The 17,547-nt window shown below is 73.0% G+C and carries 16 protein-coding genes; 10 read left to right on the top strand and 6 right to left on the bottom strand.

The window, feature by feature from the left end; all coding sequences use genetic code 11:
• Positions 1-88: 88 nt before the first annotated feature.
• Positions 89-1,228, top strand: coding sequence for an alkene reductase (locus tag ACZ4VK_RS02265; RefSeq protein WP_468347557.1), 1,140 nt, complete (start codon positions 89-91; stop codon positions 1,226-1,228).
• A gap of 25 nt (positions 1,229-1,253) precedes the next feature.
• On the opposite strand, the gene ACZ4VK_RS02270 is transcribed toward ACZ4VK_RS02265, so the two are convergent.
• Positions 1,254-2,276 (bottom strand): endonuclease/exonuclease/phosphatase family protein, encoded by a 1,023-nt coding sequence (locus ACZ4VK_RS02270; RefSeq protein WP_468347559.1) that lies wholly within the window; start codon positions 2,274-2,276, stop codon positions 1,254-1,256.
• 377 nt (positions 2,277-2,653) lie between these two features.
• Here ACZ4VK_RS02270 and panB point away from each other — a divergent pair, with 377 nt between their 5' ends.
• The 3 genes from panB (at position 2,654) to ACZ4VK_RS02285 (ending at position 5,468) form a co-directional block, all read left to right on the top strand.
• Positions 2,654-3,517 carry a 3-methyl-2-oxobutanoate hydroxymethyltransferase gene (panB, locus tag ACZ4VK_RS02275; RefSeq protein WP_468347561.1) on the top strand — a complete coding sequence of 288 codons (864 nt, stop codon included), beginning with the start codon at positions 2,654-2,656 and terminating at the stop codon, positions 3,515-3,517.
• A 107-nt stretch (positions 3,518-3,624) separates the two neighbouring features.
• A complete protein-coding gene (locus ACZ4VK_RS02280; RefSeq protein ID WP_468347563.1) occupies positions 3,625-4,617 on the top strand; it encodes an ATP-binding cassette domain-containing protein in 993 nt (330 codons plus the stop codon).
• Complete coding sequence (locus ACZ4VK_RS02285) at positions 4,614-5,468, top strand: ABC transporter permease (protein WP_468347565.1); 855 nt, start codon at positions 4,614-4,616, stop codon at positions 5,466-5,468. The genes ACZ4VK_RS02280 and ACZ4VK_RS02285 overlap by 4 nt, the downstream gene beginning before the upstream one ends.
• A 30-nt stretch (positions 5,469-5,498) precedes the next feature.
• Here ACZ4VK_RS02285 and ACZ4VK_RS02290 read toward each other — a convergent pair whose 3' ends face one another.
• The gene (locus ACZ4VK_RS02290) at positions 5,499-9,206 is read right to left on the bottom strand and encodes an AfsR/SARP family transcriptional regulator (RefSeq protein ID WP_468347567.1); all 3,708 of its coding nucleotides are present in this window, start codon (positions 9,204-9,206) and stop codon (positions 5,499-5,501) included.
• Positions 9,207-9,353: 147 nt separating this feature from the next.
• On the opposite strand from ACZ4VK_RS02290, the gene ACZ4VK_RS02295 reads away from it, so the two are divergent.
• Positions 9,354-10,148, top strand: a complete 795-nt coding sequence (locus tag ACZ4VK_RS02295) for a site-2 protease family protein (RefSeq protein ID WP_468347569.1) — start codon at positions 9,354-9,356, stop codon at positions 10,146-10,148.
• Positions 10,149-10,167: 19 nt separating this feature from the next.
• On the opposite strand, the gene ACZ4VK_RS02300 is transcribed toward ACZ4VK_RS02295, so the two are convergent.
• Entirely contained in the window at positions 10,168-10,407 is a 240-nt protein-coding gene (locus ACZ4VK_RS02300; protein ID WP_468347571.1) for a hypothetical protein, read from the bottom strand.
• A gap of 46 nt (positions 10,408-10,453) precedes the next feature.
• Entirely contained in the window at positions 10,454-11,152 is a 699-nt protein-coding gene (npdG, locus tag ACZ4VK_RS02305) for an NADPH-dependent F420 reductase (RefSeq protein ID WP_468347572.1), read from the bottom strand.
• A gap of 103 nt (positions 11,153-11,255) precedes the next feature.
• Here npdG and ACZ4VK_RS02310 point away from each other — a divergent pair, with 103 nt between their 5' ends.
• Positions 11,256-11,858 (top strand): hypothetical protein, encoded by a 603-nt coding sequence (locus ACZ4VK_RS02310; protein ID WP_468347574.1) that lies wholly within the window; start codon positions 11,256-11,258, stop codon positions 11,856-11,858.
• 222 nt (positions 11,859-12,080) lie between these two features.
• On the top strand, positions 12,081-13,406 hold the full coding sequence (locus ACZ4VK_RS02315) for an MFS transporter (protein ID WP_468347576.1): 1,326 nt from the start codon (positions 12,081-12,083) through the stop codon (positions 13,404-13,406).
• 78 nt (positions 13,407-13,484) lie between these two features.
• Here the strand turns inward: ACZ4VK_RS02315 and ACZ4VK_RS02320 are convergent, their stop codons facing one another.
• On the bottom strand, positions 13,485-13,715 hold the full coding sequence (locus ACZ4VK_RS02320) for a hypothetical protein (RefSeq protein WP_468347578.1): 231 nt from the start codon (positions 13,713-13,715) through the stop codon (positions 13,485-13,487).
• Positions 13,716-13,776: 61 nt separating this feature from the next.
• Here ACZ4VK_RS02320 and map point away from each other — a divergent pair, with 61 nt between their 5' ends.
• Both map and ACZ4VK_RS02330 read left to right on the top strand, forming a co-directional pair.
• A complete protein-coding gene (map, locus tag ACZ4VK_RS02325) occupies positions 13,777-14,634 on the top strand; it encodes a type I methionyl aminopeptidase (protein WP_468347580.1) in 858 nt (285 codons plus the stop codon).
• Positions 14,635-14,748: 114 nt separating this feature from the next.
• On the top strand, positions 14,749-15,399 hold the full coding sequence (locus ACZ4VK_RS02330; RefSeq protein WP_468347582.1) for a biliverdin-producing heme oxygenase: 651 nt from the start codon (positions 14,749-14,751) through the stop codon (positions 15,397-15,399).
• 46 nt (positions 15,400-15,445) lie between these two features.
• On the opposite strand, the gene ACZ4VK_RS02335 is transcribed toward ACZ4VK_RS02330, so the two are convergent.
• On the bottom strand, positions 15,446-16,156 hold the full coding sequence (locus ACZ4VK_RS02335) for a PhzF family phenazine biosynthesis protein (protein WP_468347584.1): 711 nt from the start codon (positions 16,154-16,156) through the stop codon (positions 15,446-15,448).
• 196 nt (positions 16,157-16,352) lie between these two features.
• Here ACZ4VK_RS02335 and efeO point away from each other — a divergent pair, with 196 nt between their 5' ends.
• On the top strand, positions 16,353-17,510 hold the full coding sequence (efeO, locus tag ACZ4VK_RS02340; RefSeq protein WP_468347586.1) for an iron uptake system protein EfeO: 1,158 nt from the start codon (positions 16,353-16,355) through the stop codon (positions 17,508-17,510).
• Positions 17,511-17,547 lie beyond the last annotated feature (37 nt).

Below are 17,547 nucleotides of genomic sequence, written 5' to 3' on the forward strand. Positions count from 1 at the left end.
GACCGTCAGCGGATCCGAAGCGCGCCGCGGGACAGTCGGTTCAGCGGGGCCCGCCGGCCCGGCGGGAGACGGACGAAGGAGCACGATCATGAGCGGCACGACCTCGGTGGATTCCGGAGAAGCGAAGACGGTCCAGGACTCGGCCGACGCGTCCCCCCTCTTCCGGCCGGCCCGCCTCGGCGCCCTCCGGCTGCCGAACCGGCTGGTCATGGCCCCCATGACCCGTAACCGCGCGAGTGCGACGGGCGTACCGGAGCCGATCATGGCCACGTACTACGCCCAGCGCGCCTCGGCCGGTCTGATCATCGCGGAGGCCGCGACGCCGAACGCGGTGGGTGCCACGTACCCGAACATCCCGGCGATCTACGACGACACGCACGTGGCGGGCTGGCGCCGGGTCACCGAGGCCGTGCGGGACGCGGGCGGGCAGATGTTCCTGCAGCTGCAGCACGGCGGCCGGGTCGGGCACCCGGAGACCAGCGGGCACCACCCGGTCGCGCCTTCGCCGGTCCCGCTGCCGGACACGGTCTTCACCCCGTCCGGGCACCAGGAGGCCGTGGTGCCGGAGGAGATGACGGTGGAGCAGATCGCGGCCACCGTCGCCGACTTCGCCGCCGCCGCGCGCCGGGCGGTCGACGCCGGCTTCGCGGGGGTCGAGGTCCACTCCGCGAACGGCTACCTGTTGCACCAGTTCCTGTCCGGCGCCACCAACCGGCGCACCGACGGCTACGGCGGCTCCGTCGACCGTCGCATCCGCTTCACCGTCGAGGTCGTCCGCGCGGTCGCGGAGGCGATCGGCCCCGACCGGGTGGGGGTGCGCATCGCCCCGGGCGTCACCGCCAACGGCATGCGGGAGGACGACGTCGAGGCGGTCTACCCGGCGCTCGTGGGCGAGCTGCGCGACCTCGGCCTCGCGTATCTGCACGTGGTCTTCGCCGACCCGGACTCCGCGCTCTTCCGGACGCTGCGCGCGGCCTGGCCCGGCACGCTCATCGCGAACCCGGCCCTGCCGTGGCCCGGCCCGCTGCCCGCCGACGGCGGCCGGGGCGCCGGCGAGCGGCTGCTCGCGGCCGGTGCCGACCTGATCGCCCTCGGCCGTTCCTTCCTGGCCAATCCGGACCTGGTGGCGCGGATGCGGGTGGGCGCGCCCCTCAACCCGATCCGGGACGCCCACCTGATGTACGTGGGCGGCGAGACGGGCTACACGGACTATCCGACGCTCGCCTGAACCGCCGGCGCGTGCGCCCTCGTCCTCAGAGCTTCACACGGGCGGCGATCGGGAGGTGGTCGCTGTTCGTCTCCGGGAGGGTCCAGGACGACATCGGCTCGACGTTCTTGACCATGATCTGGTCGATGCGGGCCATCGGGAACGAGGCCGGCCAGCTGAAGCCGAAGCCGTCGCCGGCCGCGCCCTGGGTGGAGCGGAGCTGCGAGGTGACGGCGTTGAGCGCGCGGTCGTTCATGGTGCCGTTGAGGTCGCCGAGGAGGACGACCCGCTCGTGCGGGTCGTCGGAGATGGCCTCGCCGAGGGCGTTGGCGCTGATGTCGCGCTGGTTGGCGGTGAACCCGGCGTTCAGCTTGACCCGGACGGACGGCAGGTGGGCGACGTACACGGCCACCTCGCCCTGCGGCGTGACGACGTTCGCCCGCATGGCGCGGGTCCAGCCCATCCGGATGTCGACCGGCTGCGCGGCCCGCAGCGGCAGCTTGCTCCACAGTCCGACCGTGCCCTGGACGGAGTGGTGCGGGTACGTCTCCGCGAGACCGCGCTCGTACGCCGGGACCATGTCGCCCTTCAGCTCCTCCAGGGCCAGGACGTCGGCGCCCGAGGCGGCGAGCTGGCGGGCCGTGCCCTCGGGGTCCGGGTTGTCGGCGTTCACGTTGTGGGTGGCGACGGTCAGGTCACCGCCGGCGGCCGACTTGTCGGCGACGAGCCCGCCGAAGAGATTGAGCCACACCACGGCGGGCAGCAGCAGGGCGATCAGGGCCGTGGCGGAGCGGCGCATCAGGGCGAGGACGAGCAGGATCGGCACGAAGAGGCCGAGCCAGGGCAGGAAGGTCTCGGTCAGACTGCCCAGGTTGCCGACCCTGTTGGGGATGTCGGCGCGGAACACCATCAGCAGGGTGAGGGCCACCGCGCAGAGAGCGATCAGGATGCCCCGGCGCCAGATCCCCCGGTCACGGCGGAGCCGGTCGAGGGCGGTCCGGAAGCGGGAGGAGGGGTGTTCCCGCCCCGCGCCGCCCTGCTCGGTCTCCGTCATGTCCACCCGCGCCATCGCCCGTCCTCACTGCCTTGCTGTCCTGCCGGTCCTGCTCCGCGACCCGGCATCGACACTAGGGGATGACGGGTCCGTCGTACGTCCCGAGGGACGACGTCGGCGGCGTGGCGGGTTCCCGCAGGTGACGCGTGCGGGCGGGCTGTGACAGAACGCGCACATTTGGCCGATCCCGGCCGGCGGCGTGCATCAGGCCGGCCGGGCGGCCGGCTGCGGGGCGTGAGGCCGCCCCTACCGGGCGTACGACCACCCCCGCCGCGCCGGTGTGTGAACAGCGCCACTCCGGCCCACTTCCCCGCTCGCCCGGCGAAGTGCCACCATGGATGTGGTCCGGGGACGCCGTCAGGGCGCCTCGAGATGACACAAGGAGCTTCACCATGACGCTTCAGCCTGCCCCGAAGACTCCCGCCGACAGCAGCAAGGCGCTGTACGGCGGCAAGGGCACGCGCCGCATCACCGTCCACGACATCGCCGCCGCCAAGACGCGCGGCGAGAAGTGGCCCATGCTCACCGCCTACGACGCGATGACCGCCTCCGTCTTCGACGAGGCCGGCATCCCGGTGATCCTCGTCGGCGACTCCATGGGCAACTGTCACCTCGGCTACGACACCACCGTGCCCGTCACGATGGACGAGATGACGCTGCTCTCCGCCGCCGTCGTACGGGGCACCAGGCGCGCCCTCGTCGTCGGTGACCTGCCCTTCGGCTCGTACCAGGAAGGGCCCGTCCAGGCCCTGCGCAACGCCACCCGGCTGGTCAAGGACGCGGGGGTCGGCGCGATCAAGCTGGAGGGCGGCGAGCGCTCGCTGCCGCAGACCGAGCTGCTCGTGCAGGCCGGCATCCCCGTCATGTCCCACCTGGGCCTCACCCCGCAGTCCGTGAACACCATGGGCTACCGGGTGCAGGGCCGCTCCGACGAGGCGGCGCACCGGCTGCTCCGTGACGCGAAGGCGGCGCAGGACGCGGGCGCCTTCGCGGTCGTCCTGGAGCTCGTGCCGGCCGAGCTGGCCGCCGAGGTCACCCGCTCGCTGCACATCCCGACCATCGGCATCGGGGCGGGCGCCGGCACCGACGCCCAGGTCCTCGTCTGGACCGACATGGCCGGTCTGACCGGCGGCAAGGTCCCGCGCTTCACCAAGCAGTACGCCAACCTCCGCGAGACGCTCGGCGACGCCGCGCGCGCCTTCGCCGAGGACGTCAGCGGCGGGGCGTTCCCCGCCGAGGAGCACACCTTCCACTAGTCCACTGCGGTTCCACCGAAGAGGCCGACAGCCCGCCGACATCCCCCATCGGCGGGCTGTCGGTCGTCTGTAGGGGGATTGTCGGTGGCCCCTGGTCTAGTGGGGGCATGACGCGATCACACACCAACGCCGTCGAGGTCCGGGGCCTCGTGAAGCACTTCGGCGCCACCAGGGCCCTCGACGGGGTCGACCTCGACGTACGGGAGGGCACGGTCCTCGGGGTGCTCGGGCCCAACGGCGCCGGGAAGACCACGCTCGTCCGCTGTCTGTCCACCCTTCTCGTGCCGGACGCCGGGACCGCCGTCGTCGCCGGGTACGACGTGGTGAAGCACCCCCGCCAGCTGCGCCGCACCATAGGGCTCACCGGACAGTACGCCTCGGTCGACGAGAAGCTGTCCGGCTGGGAGAACCTGTACATGATCGGGCGGCTGCTCGACCTCTCCCGCGCCGACGCCCGCCGCCGGGCCGACGAGATGCTGGAGCGCTTCTCCCTCACCGAGGCCGCCAAGCGGCCCGCGATGAACTACTCCGGCGGCATGCGGCGCCGCCTCGACCTCGCCGCCTCGATGATCGGGCAGCCCGCCGTCCTCTACCTGGACGAGCCGACCACCGGCCTCGACCCCCGCACGCGCAACGAGGTGTGGGACGAGGTCCAGCGGATGGTCTCGGAGGGCGTCACCGTCCTCCTCACCACGCAGTACATGGAGGAGGCGGAGCAGCTCGCGAGCGAGCTGACCGTCATCGACCGGGGCAAGGTCATCGCCAAGGGCGGGGTCGACGAGCTGAAGGCCAAGGTCGGCGGCCGGACCCTGAAGGTCCGCCCGGTGGACCCGGATCAGCTGTCGGCGATGGCGGCCGCGCTCCGCGAGACCGGCCTCGACGGCGTCGCCGGCTCGACGGTCGTGCCCGACGAGGGCGCGCTGTACGTACCGATCCTCACCGACCAGCAGCTGACGGCCGTCGTGGCCCTGCTCGGCGCGCGGGGCTTCGGCATCGCCCACATCGGCACGCATCTCCCCAGCCTGGACGAGGTGTTCCTGGCGATCACCGGCGAGAAGACCGCCGTTTCCGACGAGATCAACGAGGAGGTCGCGGCGTGAGCACGACCACGGTCACCAAGTCCCCCGTCGGCACCCCGGGGCCGGCTCCGGCGCGGCGGGCGCCCGTCGCCGAGGGACGGATCGGCCTCCGGGCCAACCTCCGCCACATCGGCGCGCTCGCCCGGCGCAACGCGCTGCAGATCAAGCAGGACCCGGAGTCGATGTTCGACGCGGTGATGATGCCGATCATCTTCATCCTGCTGTTCGTGTACGTCTTCGGCGGTGCCATCTCGGGCAAGGGCAACAACGACGTCTACGTCAACTACGTGACCCCGGGCCTGATGGCGATGATGGGCATGAACATCGCCATGGCCGTCGGTGTCGGCATCAACGACGACTTCAAGAAGGGGGTCATGGACCGGTTCCGGACGATGCCGATCGCCCGGTCCTCCGTCCTCATCGCGAAGATCGTCGTCGAGGTCGGCAGGATGCTGATCGCCACCGCGATCCTGCTGGGCATGGGCTTCCTGCTCGGCCTGGAGATCCACACCTCGGTGCTCCACCTCTTCGCCGCGATCGGTCTGTCGATGGTCTTCGGCGCCTCCCTGATGTGGATCTTCATCCTCCTCGGTCTCACCCTGAAGACCGCCCAGGCCGTCCAGGGCATGGCGATGATCGTCCTGATGCCGCTGCAGTTCGGTTCGTCGATCTTCGCCCCGCCGACGTCGATGCCCGACTGGCTGAAGGCCTTCACCGACTACAACCCGCTGTCGAACCTCGCCGACGCCGCCCGCAACCTGATCAACGGCGGTCCGGTCGCCCACTCCGTGTGGATGACCCTCGGCTGGGCGCTCCTCATCACGGTCGTCACGGCGCCGCTCGCGGTGGCCAAGTTCCGCAAGAAGACCTGAGTCGGGGGGTACGGGGATCCCGGCGGGGGTTCAGGACTCGGCGCGCGTACTGATCGCGTCGGCGGCGCGACCGAGCAGGGCGGCGGCCTCTTCCAGGGAGAGGCCGTCGCCTTCGGCGTACGCCGCCGCGAACACGTCCTCGCCGAGCACCGACCGGGCGAGCTCCGTCGCCCGCTCCAGGCTCTCCCGCTCCATCGGCGGCGCCAGGTGCCCCGGCGGCAGCAGGCCCTCCCTGGCCCCCAGCAGCACGGCGCCGGTCCGCGCCTCCGGGCCGCCGAGCCCGGCGAGGGCCCAGGCCCCGATGACGAGGTGGCTCGCCGGCATCTGCGGGGCGACCATCATCGACAGCGCGCCGAGGGAGAGCTCGTACGCCTGCGCCGCGAGGGCGAGCGCGGAGTCGTACCGTCCGTCGAGGTCGTCGAGCCAGCCCAGGCTGCCGATCGTGAAGCCCTCGAAGAGGGAGAGGGTCTCGGAGCGGAACTCCCGCCGCAGCGCGTTCAGATGCTCCCGGGCCTCGGCGGTGCGGCCGGAGCGGCCGAGCGTCATGCCGAGGAACAGGCGGGCGCCGAGCATGGGTTCATGGCCCCGGCCGTGGCGCCCGGCGATGATCTCCCGCAGGATCGCCTCCCCCTCGTCGCCCCGGCCGATCTCGACGAGGATGCCGGCGTAGCGGGCGCGCAGCAGCGCCATCTGCGACTGGGCGCCGATCTTCTCCGCGTAGCCGATCGCGGCGGCGAAGTCCTCGGCCGCGCCGTCGAATTCGAGCCGCCGCTCACGGGCCTCCGCACGGGACTGGAGCGCCTCCGCCGCGCCCCAGGCGTCGCCGAGGCGGACGAAAATCTCCAGGCTCTCGTCGGCGTCGGCGCTCGCCTCGCCGGCGAGGTCGGTCCGGTTGGCGAACATGTTGGCGCGCAGCTGGAGGGCGTTGGCGAGTTCCCATGCGTAGCCGTGGCGGCGGCAGGCCTCGACGGTCGTGTCGAGGAGTTCCCGCAGCCGGCCGGCCTCGCCTGTCAGGAGGACCGCGAAGACGGCGAACGAACCGGGCAGCCGGCAGGTCTGCGGCAGGCCCGGCGCGTAGACGGCGGTCATCTCACGGAGCCGCCGCACCCCTTCCGGGGTGGTCCAGCGGCCGGTCTCGTGGTCCATGTTGAGCAGCTCGACGAGCCGCACCCCGCGCCGGGCCTCCCAGCGCTGCTCCTCGGAGAGCGGCGGCGGCGCGGCCGTGCACGGCTCGTCCAGGGGGACGACGGGGGCGGCGGGCGGGGTGAACGGGTCGGGGCCGAGGGCGGCGGCGGCCCTGGCCCAGTACAGGGCGTCGGTGCGGAGGTCGCGCATCTGCCAGTACCAGAGCAGGGAGTGGACGAGGACGAGCGCCTCGTCCTCGTCACGGCTGTCGAGGGCCCGGCGCAGGGCGGTACGGATGTTGCCGTACTCCGTCCCGAAGCGGGCGATGGCGGCGACCTGGCCGGAGCCACGCAGCTCGGGGTCGGTACGGCGGGCCAGCTCCCGGTAGTACGTGAGATGCCGCCGCTCGGTCGCCGCCCGCTCCCCGGCCTCGTCGAGCCGCTCCCCGGCGTACTCGGCGACGGTCTCCAGAAGCCGGTACCGCATACCGGCCGCGCCGTCGGGGGCGGAGACGACGAGCGACTTGTCGACGAGGGAGCCGAGGAGGTCGAGGACGTCGGTCGGCCGGACGTCGGCGGGCGGGGCGGCGGGGGCGGGGGGTCCGGGGGCGGTTCGGGCCACGTCAGCCCCGGCTCCGGCTCCGGCTCCGGCTCCGGCTTCGGCTCCGGCTCCGGCCCCGGCTTCGGCGCATACGGCTTCCGCCGCCTCCAGGTCGCTGCCGCCGGTGAACACCGAGAGGCGGCGCAGGACGGCCCGCTCGGTGTCGTCGAGGAGGTCCCAGGACCAGTCGACGACCGCGCGCAGGGTCTGCTGGCGGGGCAGTACCGTCCGAGCGCCCGATGTGAGGAGGCGGAAGCGGTCGTCGAGCCGGTCCGCGATCTGACGCAGAGTCAGCATCCGCAGCCGGGCCGCCGCCAGCTCGATCGCCAGGGGGAGCCCGTCCAGCCGACGCACGATCTCGGCGGCCGCCTCCGGGTCCTCCTCGACGCGGAACCCCGGCCTGACCGCCGCGCCGCGCTCACCGAGCAGCCGCAGGGCGGTCTCGGTCAGCAGGGGGCCCACCGGCCGCACCCTCTCCCCCGGCACGCCCAGCGGCTCCCGGCTCGTCGCCAGGACCCGAAGGCCGGGGCAGTGGGCGAGGAGCGTCTCGGCCAGTTCGGCGGCGGCGGCGACGAGGTGCTCGCAGTTGTCGAGGAGCAGCAGCATCCGGCGCGCGGCGCAGTGCTCGACGAGCCGGGCGAGCGGGTCGCCCCCGGCCCGCAGCTCCTCGGCTCCGGCGCCGCGCAGCACGGTCTCTCGGGCACCGACGGCCGCGAGGACGGCCTCGGCGACGGCCTCGGGGTCGGTGACGGCGGCGAGTTCGGCGACCCAGATCCCATCGGGCCACGCCCCGGCCCCCCGATCGGCCGCCTCCTGCGAAAGCCGCGTCTTCCCGGCCCCACCGGGCCCGAGAAGAGTGACGAGCCGGGCGGTACGCAGATCCTCCTGAAGGGCGGCGATCTCCTGCTCCCGCCCGACAAAGCTGGTGAGCCGGGCACGCAGGTTGCCGGGGACGGGAGGTAGGGGGGCCGGCGGCTGTTCGGGGGCGGGGGCCTGGCCGGGGGCGGACGCCTGCCCGGGGGCCGGGCCCGGCGTCTGTCCGGACGCCGACTGCGGCCCGGACGCGGGCCACGGCGTCGGCTGGTCCCCAGCGGCGGGCCAGGACGCCGACCGCGACGCGGGAGCGACCTCGGAGCCCGACACCGGGCCCGACTCCTGCCCGGATGTCGGGCCGGGTGCCTGCCCGGACGTCGGCTGCGGCGCGGGGCCGGGCCACGGCACCCGGCCCCGCCCGGGCGGCGGCTGCGGCGCCGGGGCACGCTCGGGTTCCCGTAGCCCGTTCTGTGTCGGGGGTGGGGTGAGCAGTTCCGCGTGGAGGGAGCGGAGGGCCGGGGACGGGTCCGTGCCGAGGCGGGTCGCGAAGGTGCGGCGGACCGTCTCGTACGCGGCGAGGGCCTCGGCCGCGCGGCCGGTGTCGCGGAGGGCGCGGATCCGCAGGGCCTGGAGGGGTTCGTCGAGCGGGTGGGCCGCGCAGAGGGCGGTCAGTTCGGGGAGGGCCGTGGCCGCCTCGCCGAGCGCGAGGGCCGCGTCGAGCCGGGCGCGGCGGGCGTCGAGCCGCCGGGCCTCCCAGCGGGCGGCCTCCGCGTCCCGGTCCGGCAGATCGGCGAGGGCGGGCCCGCGCCAGAGTCCGAGGGCCTCGTCGAGGAGGGCGGCGGCCCTCGCCGGTTCCCCCGTGCCGAGCGCGGCGACGCCGAGCGCGGCGAGGCGTTCGAAGCGGCGGGCGTCGACGTCCTCCCGGCGGGCGTCGAGCCGGTAGCCGCCCTCGGCGGAGATCACCCGCTCCCGGCCGATGGCCTTGCGGAGCCGTCCGACGAGGGCCTGGAGCGCGGCGACGGCGTCGGCGGGCGGCTGGTCGCCGTGCCACACCTCGTCGACCAGTTCGGGGACGGGCACGGTCCGGCCGGCCCGCAGGGCGAGGACGGTGAGCAGCGCACGGACCCGGGGGCCGCCGACGGCCACGTCGGTGCCGTCGGGGGCGTGGGCGAGGGTGGGGCCGAGGACGGAGTAGCGCACGGGCCCATTCTCCGTGAGACGGCCCCCGTCTCCGGAACTCGCCCCGTCCCCCGGTACGTTTCCCGCACAACAGGACCGGCAACACCCCGTCAGACACCTCGTCACCCCTGTCGGCCCCTCCGTCCCCGTCCCCTGGGAGCTCCCGCGATGACCACGGCCACCACCCGGCGCCACGAACGGCGGATCAGTCCCGTCTTCCTGGCGATCCTCGCCGTCATGGCCGTCACCGGCTGGGCGGTGTGGACGGACTTCGCCGCCTCGCCAGGCCTGGCCGTCTTCCTCTTCGTGACCTCGGCCTGGGTGGTGTCGCTCTGTCTGCACGAGTACGCGCACGCCCGTACGGCGCTGCACGGCGGGGACATCACGGTGGGCGCGAAGGGCTATCTGACCCTGAACCCGCTGGCGTACACCCATGCCGTCCTGAGCATCGTGCTTCCGGTGCTCTTCGTGATCATGGGCGGGATCGGTCTGCCGGGCGGCGCGGTCTTCATCGAGCAGGGCCGGATCAAGGGCCGCTGGAAGCACAGTCTGGTCTCGGCGGCGGGCCCGCTGGCGAACGTGCTCTTCGCCCTCGTGTGCACGGCCCCGTTCTGGCTGGACGCCCTGGACGGCGTGCCGCCGGCGTTCCGGTTCGCGCTCGCGTTCCTGGCGTTCCTCCAGGTGACGGCCGCGCTCCTGAACCTGCTGCCGGTGCCGGGGCTCGACGGCTACGGCATCGTGGAGCCCTGGCTGTCGTACAAGGTGAAGCGGCAGATCGAGCCGTACGCGCCGTACGGCTTCTTCATCGTGATCGCGCTGCTGTTCGTGCCCGCGGTCAACGGGGCCTTCTTCGACGCGATCGACGCGCTGCTGCGGTCGCTCGGGGTGCCGGACGTCTTCCGCTACTGCGGTTCGCAGCTGTTCCGGTTCTGGCAGGAGACACCGGAGTTCTGCCAGGTCTAGGGCCCGGACCCGACGCGTCCTAGCCCTCGGCGGCGGCCGCCTTCTCCATCTTCGCCCGGCGGATGTGGTACCAGGCCATGTTGGAGGAGAGGCCCGCGAGCAGGACCCAGACGATGCCGAGGAAGCTGCCTTCGACGAAGGAGACGACGGCCGCGGTGACGGCCAGGGCGCAGACCACGAGGGCGTAGAGGGCGAGGCGGGGCATGGGGGTCGGCTCCTGTCCGGGTACGGCTGCTGGTGCCCGTCCAGTGTCCCCCATGCCCGCCGCCCGCCGGGACCGGCTCAGGCCGCCCGCCGGGACCGGCTCAGATGTCGGTGACGCGGAGCCCCGCGTGGGCCTTGTAGCGGCGGTTCACCGAGATCAGGTTGGCGACGAGCGACTCGACCTGGTGGGCGTTGCGCAGCCGGCCTGCGAAGACGCCGCGCATGCCGGGGATGCGGCCGGCGAGCGCCTGCACCAGCTCGACGTCGGCGCGCTCCTCGCCGAGGACCATCACGTCCGTGTCGATCTCCTCCAGGGAGGTGTCCTGGAGGAGGACGGCCGAGAGGTGGTGGAAGGCCGCGGCGACCCGCGAGTCCGGGAGGAGCGCGGCGGCCTGCTCGGCGGCGGAGCCCTCCTCGGGCTTCAGGGCGTAGGCGCCCTTCTTGTCGAAGCCGAGCGGGTTGACGCAGTCCACGACGAGCTTGCCGGCGAGCTCCTCGCGGAGCGACTCCAGGGTCTTGGCGTGACCGTCCCACGGCACGGCGACGATCACGATGTCGCTGCGGCGGGCGCACTCGGCGTTGTCGGCGCCCTCGACGCCGTGCCCGAGCTCCGCCGCCACGGCCCGCGCGCGGTCGGCGGCGCGGGAGCCGAGGACCACCTTCTGGCCGGCCTTGGCGAGCCGGTAGGCCAGGCCGCGGCCCTGCTCGCCGGTGCCGCCGAGGACGCCGACGACGAGACCGGAGACGTCGGGGAGGTCCCACGGGTCCTTGGGGGCGGGCTTGCTGTCAGTCGTAGTCATGGACCCGACATTACCGAGCGGTCGCGCCGCGGGGACTCCCGTACGGGTGGAACCGCCGCAACCGGCCGCGCGCCCGCCTCCTTCTGGTGCAGGATGCGGGCCCATGGATGCCGTACGGGTCGCGTTGCTGCGGGAGGTGCTCGCCGGGACGGAGTGGCCGGCGGCGGCCCGCAGGTTCGCCGGAGCGCTCAGGTCCTCGGTCGTCCCGCACCGGGAGGGGCTGCTCCTGGTCGGCACGGAGGAGTACGAACCCTGGCACCTGGCCGCGCACCTCGTCGACGAGTCCGCCTGGTCGGGGCTGCCCGAGCTGGCGCCGACGCTGGTACGCCACCGGGTGCGGCCCGGTGATCCGGCGCATCTGGCGGTCGGCCTGGGCCGGATCGAGGCGGCGGGGCGTGGGGCGACTCTGCTGATGGTGGCGCCGCGGCGGCCGGGCGCGGGGCTGCTCCAGCGGGTGCACGACGCCCGGCGGGCGGGGGCGACGGTCCTTTCGCTCGACGGGGGCGACGAGGAGGTGCGGGGGCTCGCGCACGAGACGCTCACGGTGGCGGAGGACGCGGGGGTGGACCTGGACACGGTGCAGCACCTGGTGAGCGCGGCGGCCGGCGAGAACAGCCTGCCGTCGCCGCGCGGTGCCCGGCGCTTCCGTGACCGCCTCGCGAGCCTCGCGGACCGGCTGACGGCCCCGCCGCCGTCGCGCTGGTAGCGGCGCCTGGGACCGGGCGTACGGCTCCGCCCCCGGTAGCGGCCCGGGAGCGGGGCCCGTACGGCTCCAACGGCGCTGGTACCGGCCCGTACGTCCGCCCCGCCGGTAGCGGCCCGGGCACGGGCCCGTACGGCTCCGCGCCCCGCCGGTAGCGGCCCGGGGCCGGGTCGTCCCGCTAATTTCGGTTGCCCCCGGCGCGCTCCCGCCGGAGCATGACCCCTCGTGTCCTCCCCCCTCGCGAAGATCTCCGCCCTGCTGCCCGACCTCGCGCCGTGGCGCTCGTCCCGGGACTTCCGGCTCCTGTGGATCCAGGGGCTCGTCACCTACTTCAGCAGCGCGATGGCGATGATCGCCCTGCCGTTGCAGATCAAGGAGCTGACGGGTTCACCGCTCGCGGTCGGCGCGATGGGCGCGGTCGAACTGGTGCCGCTCGTGGTGTTCGGGCTGTACGGCGGGGCGCTCGCCGACGCGGTCGACCGGCGGAAGGTGATCCTCGCGACCGAGGCAGGCCTCGGGCTCCTCGCCCTGATCCTCCTGGTCAACGCGCTGCTCCCGGAGCCACTGCTGTGGCCGCTGTACGTGGTCGCGGCCGGGGTCTCGGCGCTCGCCGGGCTCCAGCGCCCGGCCCTGGACTCGCTGCTCGCCCGGATCGTGCCGCACGAGCAGCAGACGGCGGCGGCCGCGCTGAACTCGCTGCGGTGGCAGATGGGCGCGATCGCGGGTCCCGCGCTCGCGGGTCTGGTCGTGGCGTACGCGGGTCACGCGCCCGCGTACGGGGTGACGATCGCCGGTTTCGCCGTCTCGGTGCTGCTCTGCCGCCGGCTCTCCCCCGCGCCGCCCGCCCACGACGCGGAGAAGCCCTCGCTGCGGGGCATCGCGGAGGGGGCACGGTACGCCTGGTCGAGGCCGGTGCTGCTCGGCACGTACGCGATCGACCTCGCGGCGATGTTCTTCGCCTTCCCGAACACGATCTTCCCGTTCCTCGCGGACGACCTGGACGCGGACTGGTCGCTCGGCCTGATGTACGCGGCGGGCTCGGTCGGCTCCCTGCTGCTCGGCCTGACGAGCGGCTGGACGTCGAAGGTGCGGCGGCACGGGCTGCTCGTGGTCGGGGGCGCGGCCGGCTGGGGTCTCGCGATCGCGGCGGCGGGCTGGTTCGGGAACGTCTGGCTGGTCCTGCTCTGCCTGGCGTTCGCGGGAGCCGGCGACATGCTGAGCGGGCTGGGGCGCGCCACGATCTGGAACCAGACGATCCCGGAGGAGCTGCGCGGGCGGCTCGCGGGCATCGAGGTGCTCTCGTACAGCGTCGGCCCGCAGCTGGGCCAGGTACGGGCGGGCGTCATGGCCGGCTGGACGGGGACCCGGGCGGCGGTCTGGACGGGCGGTGTGGCCTGCGTGGCCTCGGTGGGGCTGCTCTGCCTGGCGCTGCCGAAGCTCCTGACGTACGACTCCGGCACGGACGAGGACGCCCTGCGGCGCAAGGCCCAGCAGGACGCGGCCCGGCAGGACGGCCCACGAGAGCCGGACCACCGGGCCACCGGCTCCTAGGGGGTCCCGTACGCGGACCCGGCCGGACCACAGCCGAGACCGTGGGAGGAGCCCGGCCGCGGTCCGCAGGGCGACCCCCTAGTCCGGCGGCTCCTGCGGCCGGGGCTCGTCGTGCCAGCGCGGGTCGGTCTCCCACTCCTGGTTCCGCTCGCGGGCGGTCTCCATGGCGTGGGTGGCCTCCTCGCGCGTCGTGTACGGGCCGAAGCGGTTCTTCGCCGGGCACTCGGGGCCCTCTTCGACCTTCTTGTGCTGCAGGCAGTAGTACCACTCGCCCGGTTTGCCCACCGTGCGCTTCTTGAACAGGGCCATCGTGGTCGGCTCCTTCCTCCGAGACCATGCTGCCCCAGACCCGGTCGTTAGACTCGCTGGCATGTCTGGCCAGTCGCTTCTCGTACCGGGGGAGCTCTCCCCCCATCGTTCCGTTCCGGGCTCCATCCGCCGCCCCGAGTACGTCGGGAAGCCCGCCCCGACCCCGTACACCGGCCCCGAGGTGCAGGACTCCGACACCATCGAGCGGATGCGGATCGCCGGCCGCATCGCCGCGCAGGCGATGGAGGAGGCCGCCAAGCACATCTCCCCGGGCGTCACCACCGACGAGCTCGACCGGGTCGCGCACGAGTTCATGTGCGACCACGGCGCCTACCCGTCCACCCTCGGCTACCGCGGGTTCCCGAAGTCGCTGTGCGCCTCGGTCAACGAGGTCATCTGCCACGGCATCCCCGACTCCACCGTCCTGCGGGACGGCGACATCGTGAACCTGGACGTCACCGCGTACATCAACGGCGTCCACGGCGACAACAACGCCACCTACCTCTGCGGGGACGTCGACGAGGAGTCGCGGCTGCTCGTCGAGCGGACCCGGGAGGCCCTGAACCGGGCCATCAAGGCGGTGAGGCCGGGCCGTCAGATCAACATCATCGGGCGGGTCATCGAGTCGTACGCCAAGCGCTTCGGCTACGGCGTCGTCCGTGACTTCACCGGGCACGGCATCAACTCGTCCTTCCACTCGGGCCTGATCGTCCCGCACTACGACTCGCCCCACCACACCACCGAGATCAAGACCGGCATGACCTTCACGATCGAGCCGATGCTGACGCTCGGGACGCACGACTACGACATGTGGGACGACGGCTGGACCGTGGTCACGAAGGACCGGAAGCGGACCGCGCAGTTCGAGCACACGCTCGTCGTGACCGAGAGCGGGGCCGAAATCCTCACGTTGCCCTGACCCCCGAGGTGGGTACCGTTTTACCGACAGGACGTCGGGAACCAGTTGACTTAGGTAAGCCTAACTTGGCAGGATCGTCACTGGTTCCCGTCCCATCGGTCACGGAGGCACGCCTTGGACACCCCCTTCTCCACCCTGATCCGAACGGCCTCGCACGAGCAGCACACCGAGGCGGAGACCTCGTCCTTCATGGGCGACCTGCTCGGCGGGCGTCTGGGGGTCGACGCCTACGCGCGCTACACGGAGCAGCTGTGGTTCGTGTACCGGGCGCTCGAGGAGGGGGCGGAGGCGCTGCGCGAGGACCCGGTCGCCGGGCCCTTCATACAGTCCGAGCTGTTCCGCACGGCCGCCCTCGAACAGGACCTCGCGCATCTGCGCGGCCCCGGCTGGCGGGCCGGACTCTCACCGCTGCCCGCGACCACCGCGTACGCCGAGCGGGTCGCGGAGTGCGCCCGTGACTGGCCCGCCGGGTACGTGGCCCACCACTACACGCGCTATCTGGGCGACCTGTCGGGCGGTCAGATCATCCGCGACAAGGCGGAGCGCACCTGGGGCTTCTCCCGCAAGGGGGACGGCGTCCGCTTCTACGTCTTCGAGGAGATCGCCAACCCGGCCGCGTTCAAGCGGGCGTACCGGGAGCTGCTCGACGGGGTGAACGCCGACGACCTGGAGAAGCAGCGGATCGTCGACGAGTGCAAGCGCGCCTTCGCCTTCAACAGCGCGGTCTTCCACCAGCTGGGAGGCGAGTACCCGCTCAGCGCGTGAGGCTTCCGGGGAGCGTGCGGGTCCTCCGCTCCCCGGGCCCGCGCGTTCAGCGCGTGAGCGTTCCTTCGAGGCGGACCCGTCCGCCCAGCTCCACGATGCCGTCCGGGCCGGGGGCGGTCAGCAGCTGCGACCCCCGGCCCTGCGTGATGTTCAGGGCCCGTCCCAGCTCGGCCGTGAGCAGCAGCGCCGCGGCGCCGGTCGCCTCGTCCTCGTCGATGCCGTCGCCGCGCCCCGGGAACGCCCGCGCCCTGACGCGGCCCGCGGCCTCCTCCTCCCAGGCCCAGGCGTAAATCCCTCCCCAAGGACTTCGTCCAGGGGATGCCCCATAGCCCGGCTCGGGCACGTCGAGGGCGTCCACCTCGGCGGCGGAGCCGTACTGGCGGAGGGTCCGCGGCGGTGCCCACTCGGCGCGCGCCTCGATCCAGGTGAACTCCCCGTCGCCGCGCACCCACACCTCACCGGCGGGCGGGCACACGACCTCCAGGTCGAGCAGCCAGGCGGCGCCGACGAGCGGGTGTCCGGCGAACGGCAGCCGGAGGCCGGGGGTGTAGATGTCGACGATCCCGCGCTCCGGGTCGTCCACGAACACCGTCTCGCTGAACCCGAGTTCCTTGGCGAGCGCCTGCCGGGAGGACTCGTCGGGGTGCGTACGGGCGTCCCGTACGACTCCGAGCGCGTTGCCGTACCGGCCGTCGCCCGCGCAGAAGACCCGGAGGACGTCGATGTCAGTGGCGAAGTCAGTGGCGGTCGTGTTCATGGCAGAAATTGAACCATTCCGCGACATGGCGGCAGGGCCGCATCCGCCGATCGGGTGCGGCCCGACGGTTCCCGGTGCTTGACCGACTGTTGACCCTTTCTTAGGTAAGCCACGGCTAAGTTGGGTCCGCCTCGGCCCCGCACCGCCCCGTACCGAGCACTGCCCTCAGCCCCGCACCCGCCGTCCTGGAGTCCTCATGCGAGCCGTCCGCCTCCCCCTCGTCACCGCCGCCGTGACCGCGGCCGCTCTGACCGCCGTCACGGGCTGCACCGAGAAGAGCGACGCCAAGGGCGAGGACGGCGCGATCACCGTCGTCGCCAAGGACGACTCCTGCGAGGTGTCGAAGAAGCGGTTCCCCGCCGGACATGTGACGCTGGCCGTCGAGAACCGCGGCTCCAAGGTCACCGAGGTCTACGTCCTCTACCCGGACGACCGGATCGTCACCGAACGCGAGAACATCGGCCCCAGCACCAGGGCCACCGTCACCGCCGAGATCAAGGCCGGCTCCTACGCGATCGTCTGCAAGCCCGGCATGACCGGCGCGGGCATCCGGCAGCAGGTCGAGGTCACCGGCGCCGCCGCCGCAGGCCCGAAGCGCTCCCCCGAGATGGACGCCGCCGTCGCCGCCTACCGCCAGTACGTCCAGGCGCAGGCCGACGCCACCCTCCCCAAGGTGAAGGTCTTCACCGACGCCGTCCGCGCCGGTGACATGGAGGCCGCGAAGAAGGCCTACGCCGAGTCCCGCATCGGCTGGGAGCGGACCGAGCCCGTCGCCGAGTCCTTCGGCGACATCGACCCCAAGGTCGACGTCCGCGAGGACGGCCTCGAAGCGGGCCAGGACCCGGCGAAGGACTGGACCGGCTGGCACCGCCTGGAGAAGGCGCTCTGGCAGGACAAGAGGATCGGCGCCATCGAGAAGACCCTCGCCGACACCCTCGACAAGGACCTCGCGGACTGGGTGAAGCGGGTCGGCAAGGCCGAGATCACCCCGACCTCGATGGCCAACGGCGCCAAGGAACTCCTGGACGAGGTCGCCACCGGAAAGGTCACCGGCGAGGAGGAGCGCTACTCGCACACCGACCTCGTCGACTTCAAGGCGAACGTCGAGGGCGCGCAGAAGTCCTTCGAGCTGCTCAAGCCGGTCGCCGCGAAGAACGACCCGAAGCTCGTCGCCGAACTGGACGAGCAGTTCGCCGCGCTGAACACGCTGCTCGACAAGTACCGCACGGACAAGAACAGCTACGTCTTCACCTCGTACGACAAGGTCGGCCCGGCCGAGCGCAAGGAGCTGTCGAACGGCGTCAACGCGCTGGCCGAACCGCTCTCCAAGCTCGCCGCCGCCGTCGTCAAGTAGCCGTCGACCACCGAGCAGTCGAGCAGTCGAGAGACAG

This window comes from Streptomyces sp. NPDC028711, from assembly GCF_055565415.1.

Coding starts and splice junctions, on each gene's coding strand:
- ACZ4VK_RS02270 (WP_468347559.1), bottom strand. CDS start 2,276: ATGGCGCGGGTGGACATGACGGAGACCGAGCAGGGCGGCGCGGGGCGG.
- ACZ4VK_RS02265 (WP_468347557.1), top strand. CDS start 89: ATGAGCGGCACGACCTCGGTGGATTCCGGAGAAGCGAAGACGGTCCAG.
- ACZ4VK_RS02280 (WP_468347563.1), top strand. CDS start 3,625: ATGACGCGATCACACACCAACGCCGTCGAGGTCCGGGGCCTCGTGAAG.
- ACZ4VK_RS02295 (WP_468347569.1), top strand. CDS start 9,354: ATGACCACGGCCACCACCCGGCGCCACGAACGGCGGATCAGTCCCGTC.
- ACZ4VK_RS02310 (WP_468347574.1), top strand. CDS start 11,256: ATGGATGCCGTACGGGTCGCGTTGCTGCGGGAGGTGCTCGCCGGGACG.
- map (WP_468347580.1), top strand. CDS start 13,777: ATGTCTGGCCAGTCGCTTCTCGTACCGGGGGAGCTCTCCCCCCATCGT.
- panB (WP_468347561.1), top strand. CDS start 2,654: ATGACGCTTCAGCCTGCCCCGAAGACTCCCGCCGACAGCAGCAAGGCG.
- npdG (WP_468347572.1), bottom strand. CDS start 11,152: ATGACTACGACTGACAGCAAGCCCGCCCCCAAGGACCCGTGGGACCTC.
- efeO (WP_468347586.1), top strand. CDS start 16,353: ATGCGAGCCGTCCGCCTCCCCCTCGTCACCGCCGCCGTGACCGCGGCC.
- ACZ4VK_RS02300 (WP_468347571.1), bottom strand. CDS start 10,407: ATGGGGGACACTGGACGGGCACCAGCAGCCGTACCCGGACAGGAGCCG.
- ACZ4VK_RS02335 (WP_468347584.1), bottom strand. CDS start 16,156: ATGAACACGACCGCCACTGACTTCGCCACTGACATCGACGTCCTCCGG.
- ACZ4VK_RS02320 (WP_468347578.1), bottom strand. CDS start 13,715: ATGGCCCTGTTCAAGAAGCGCACGGTGGGCAAACCGGGCGAGTGGTAC.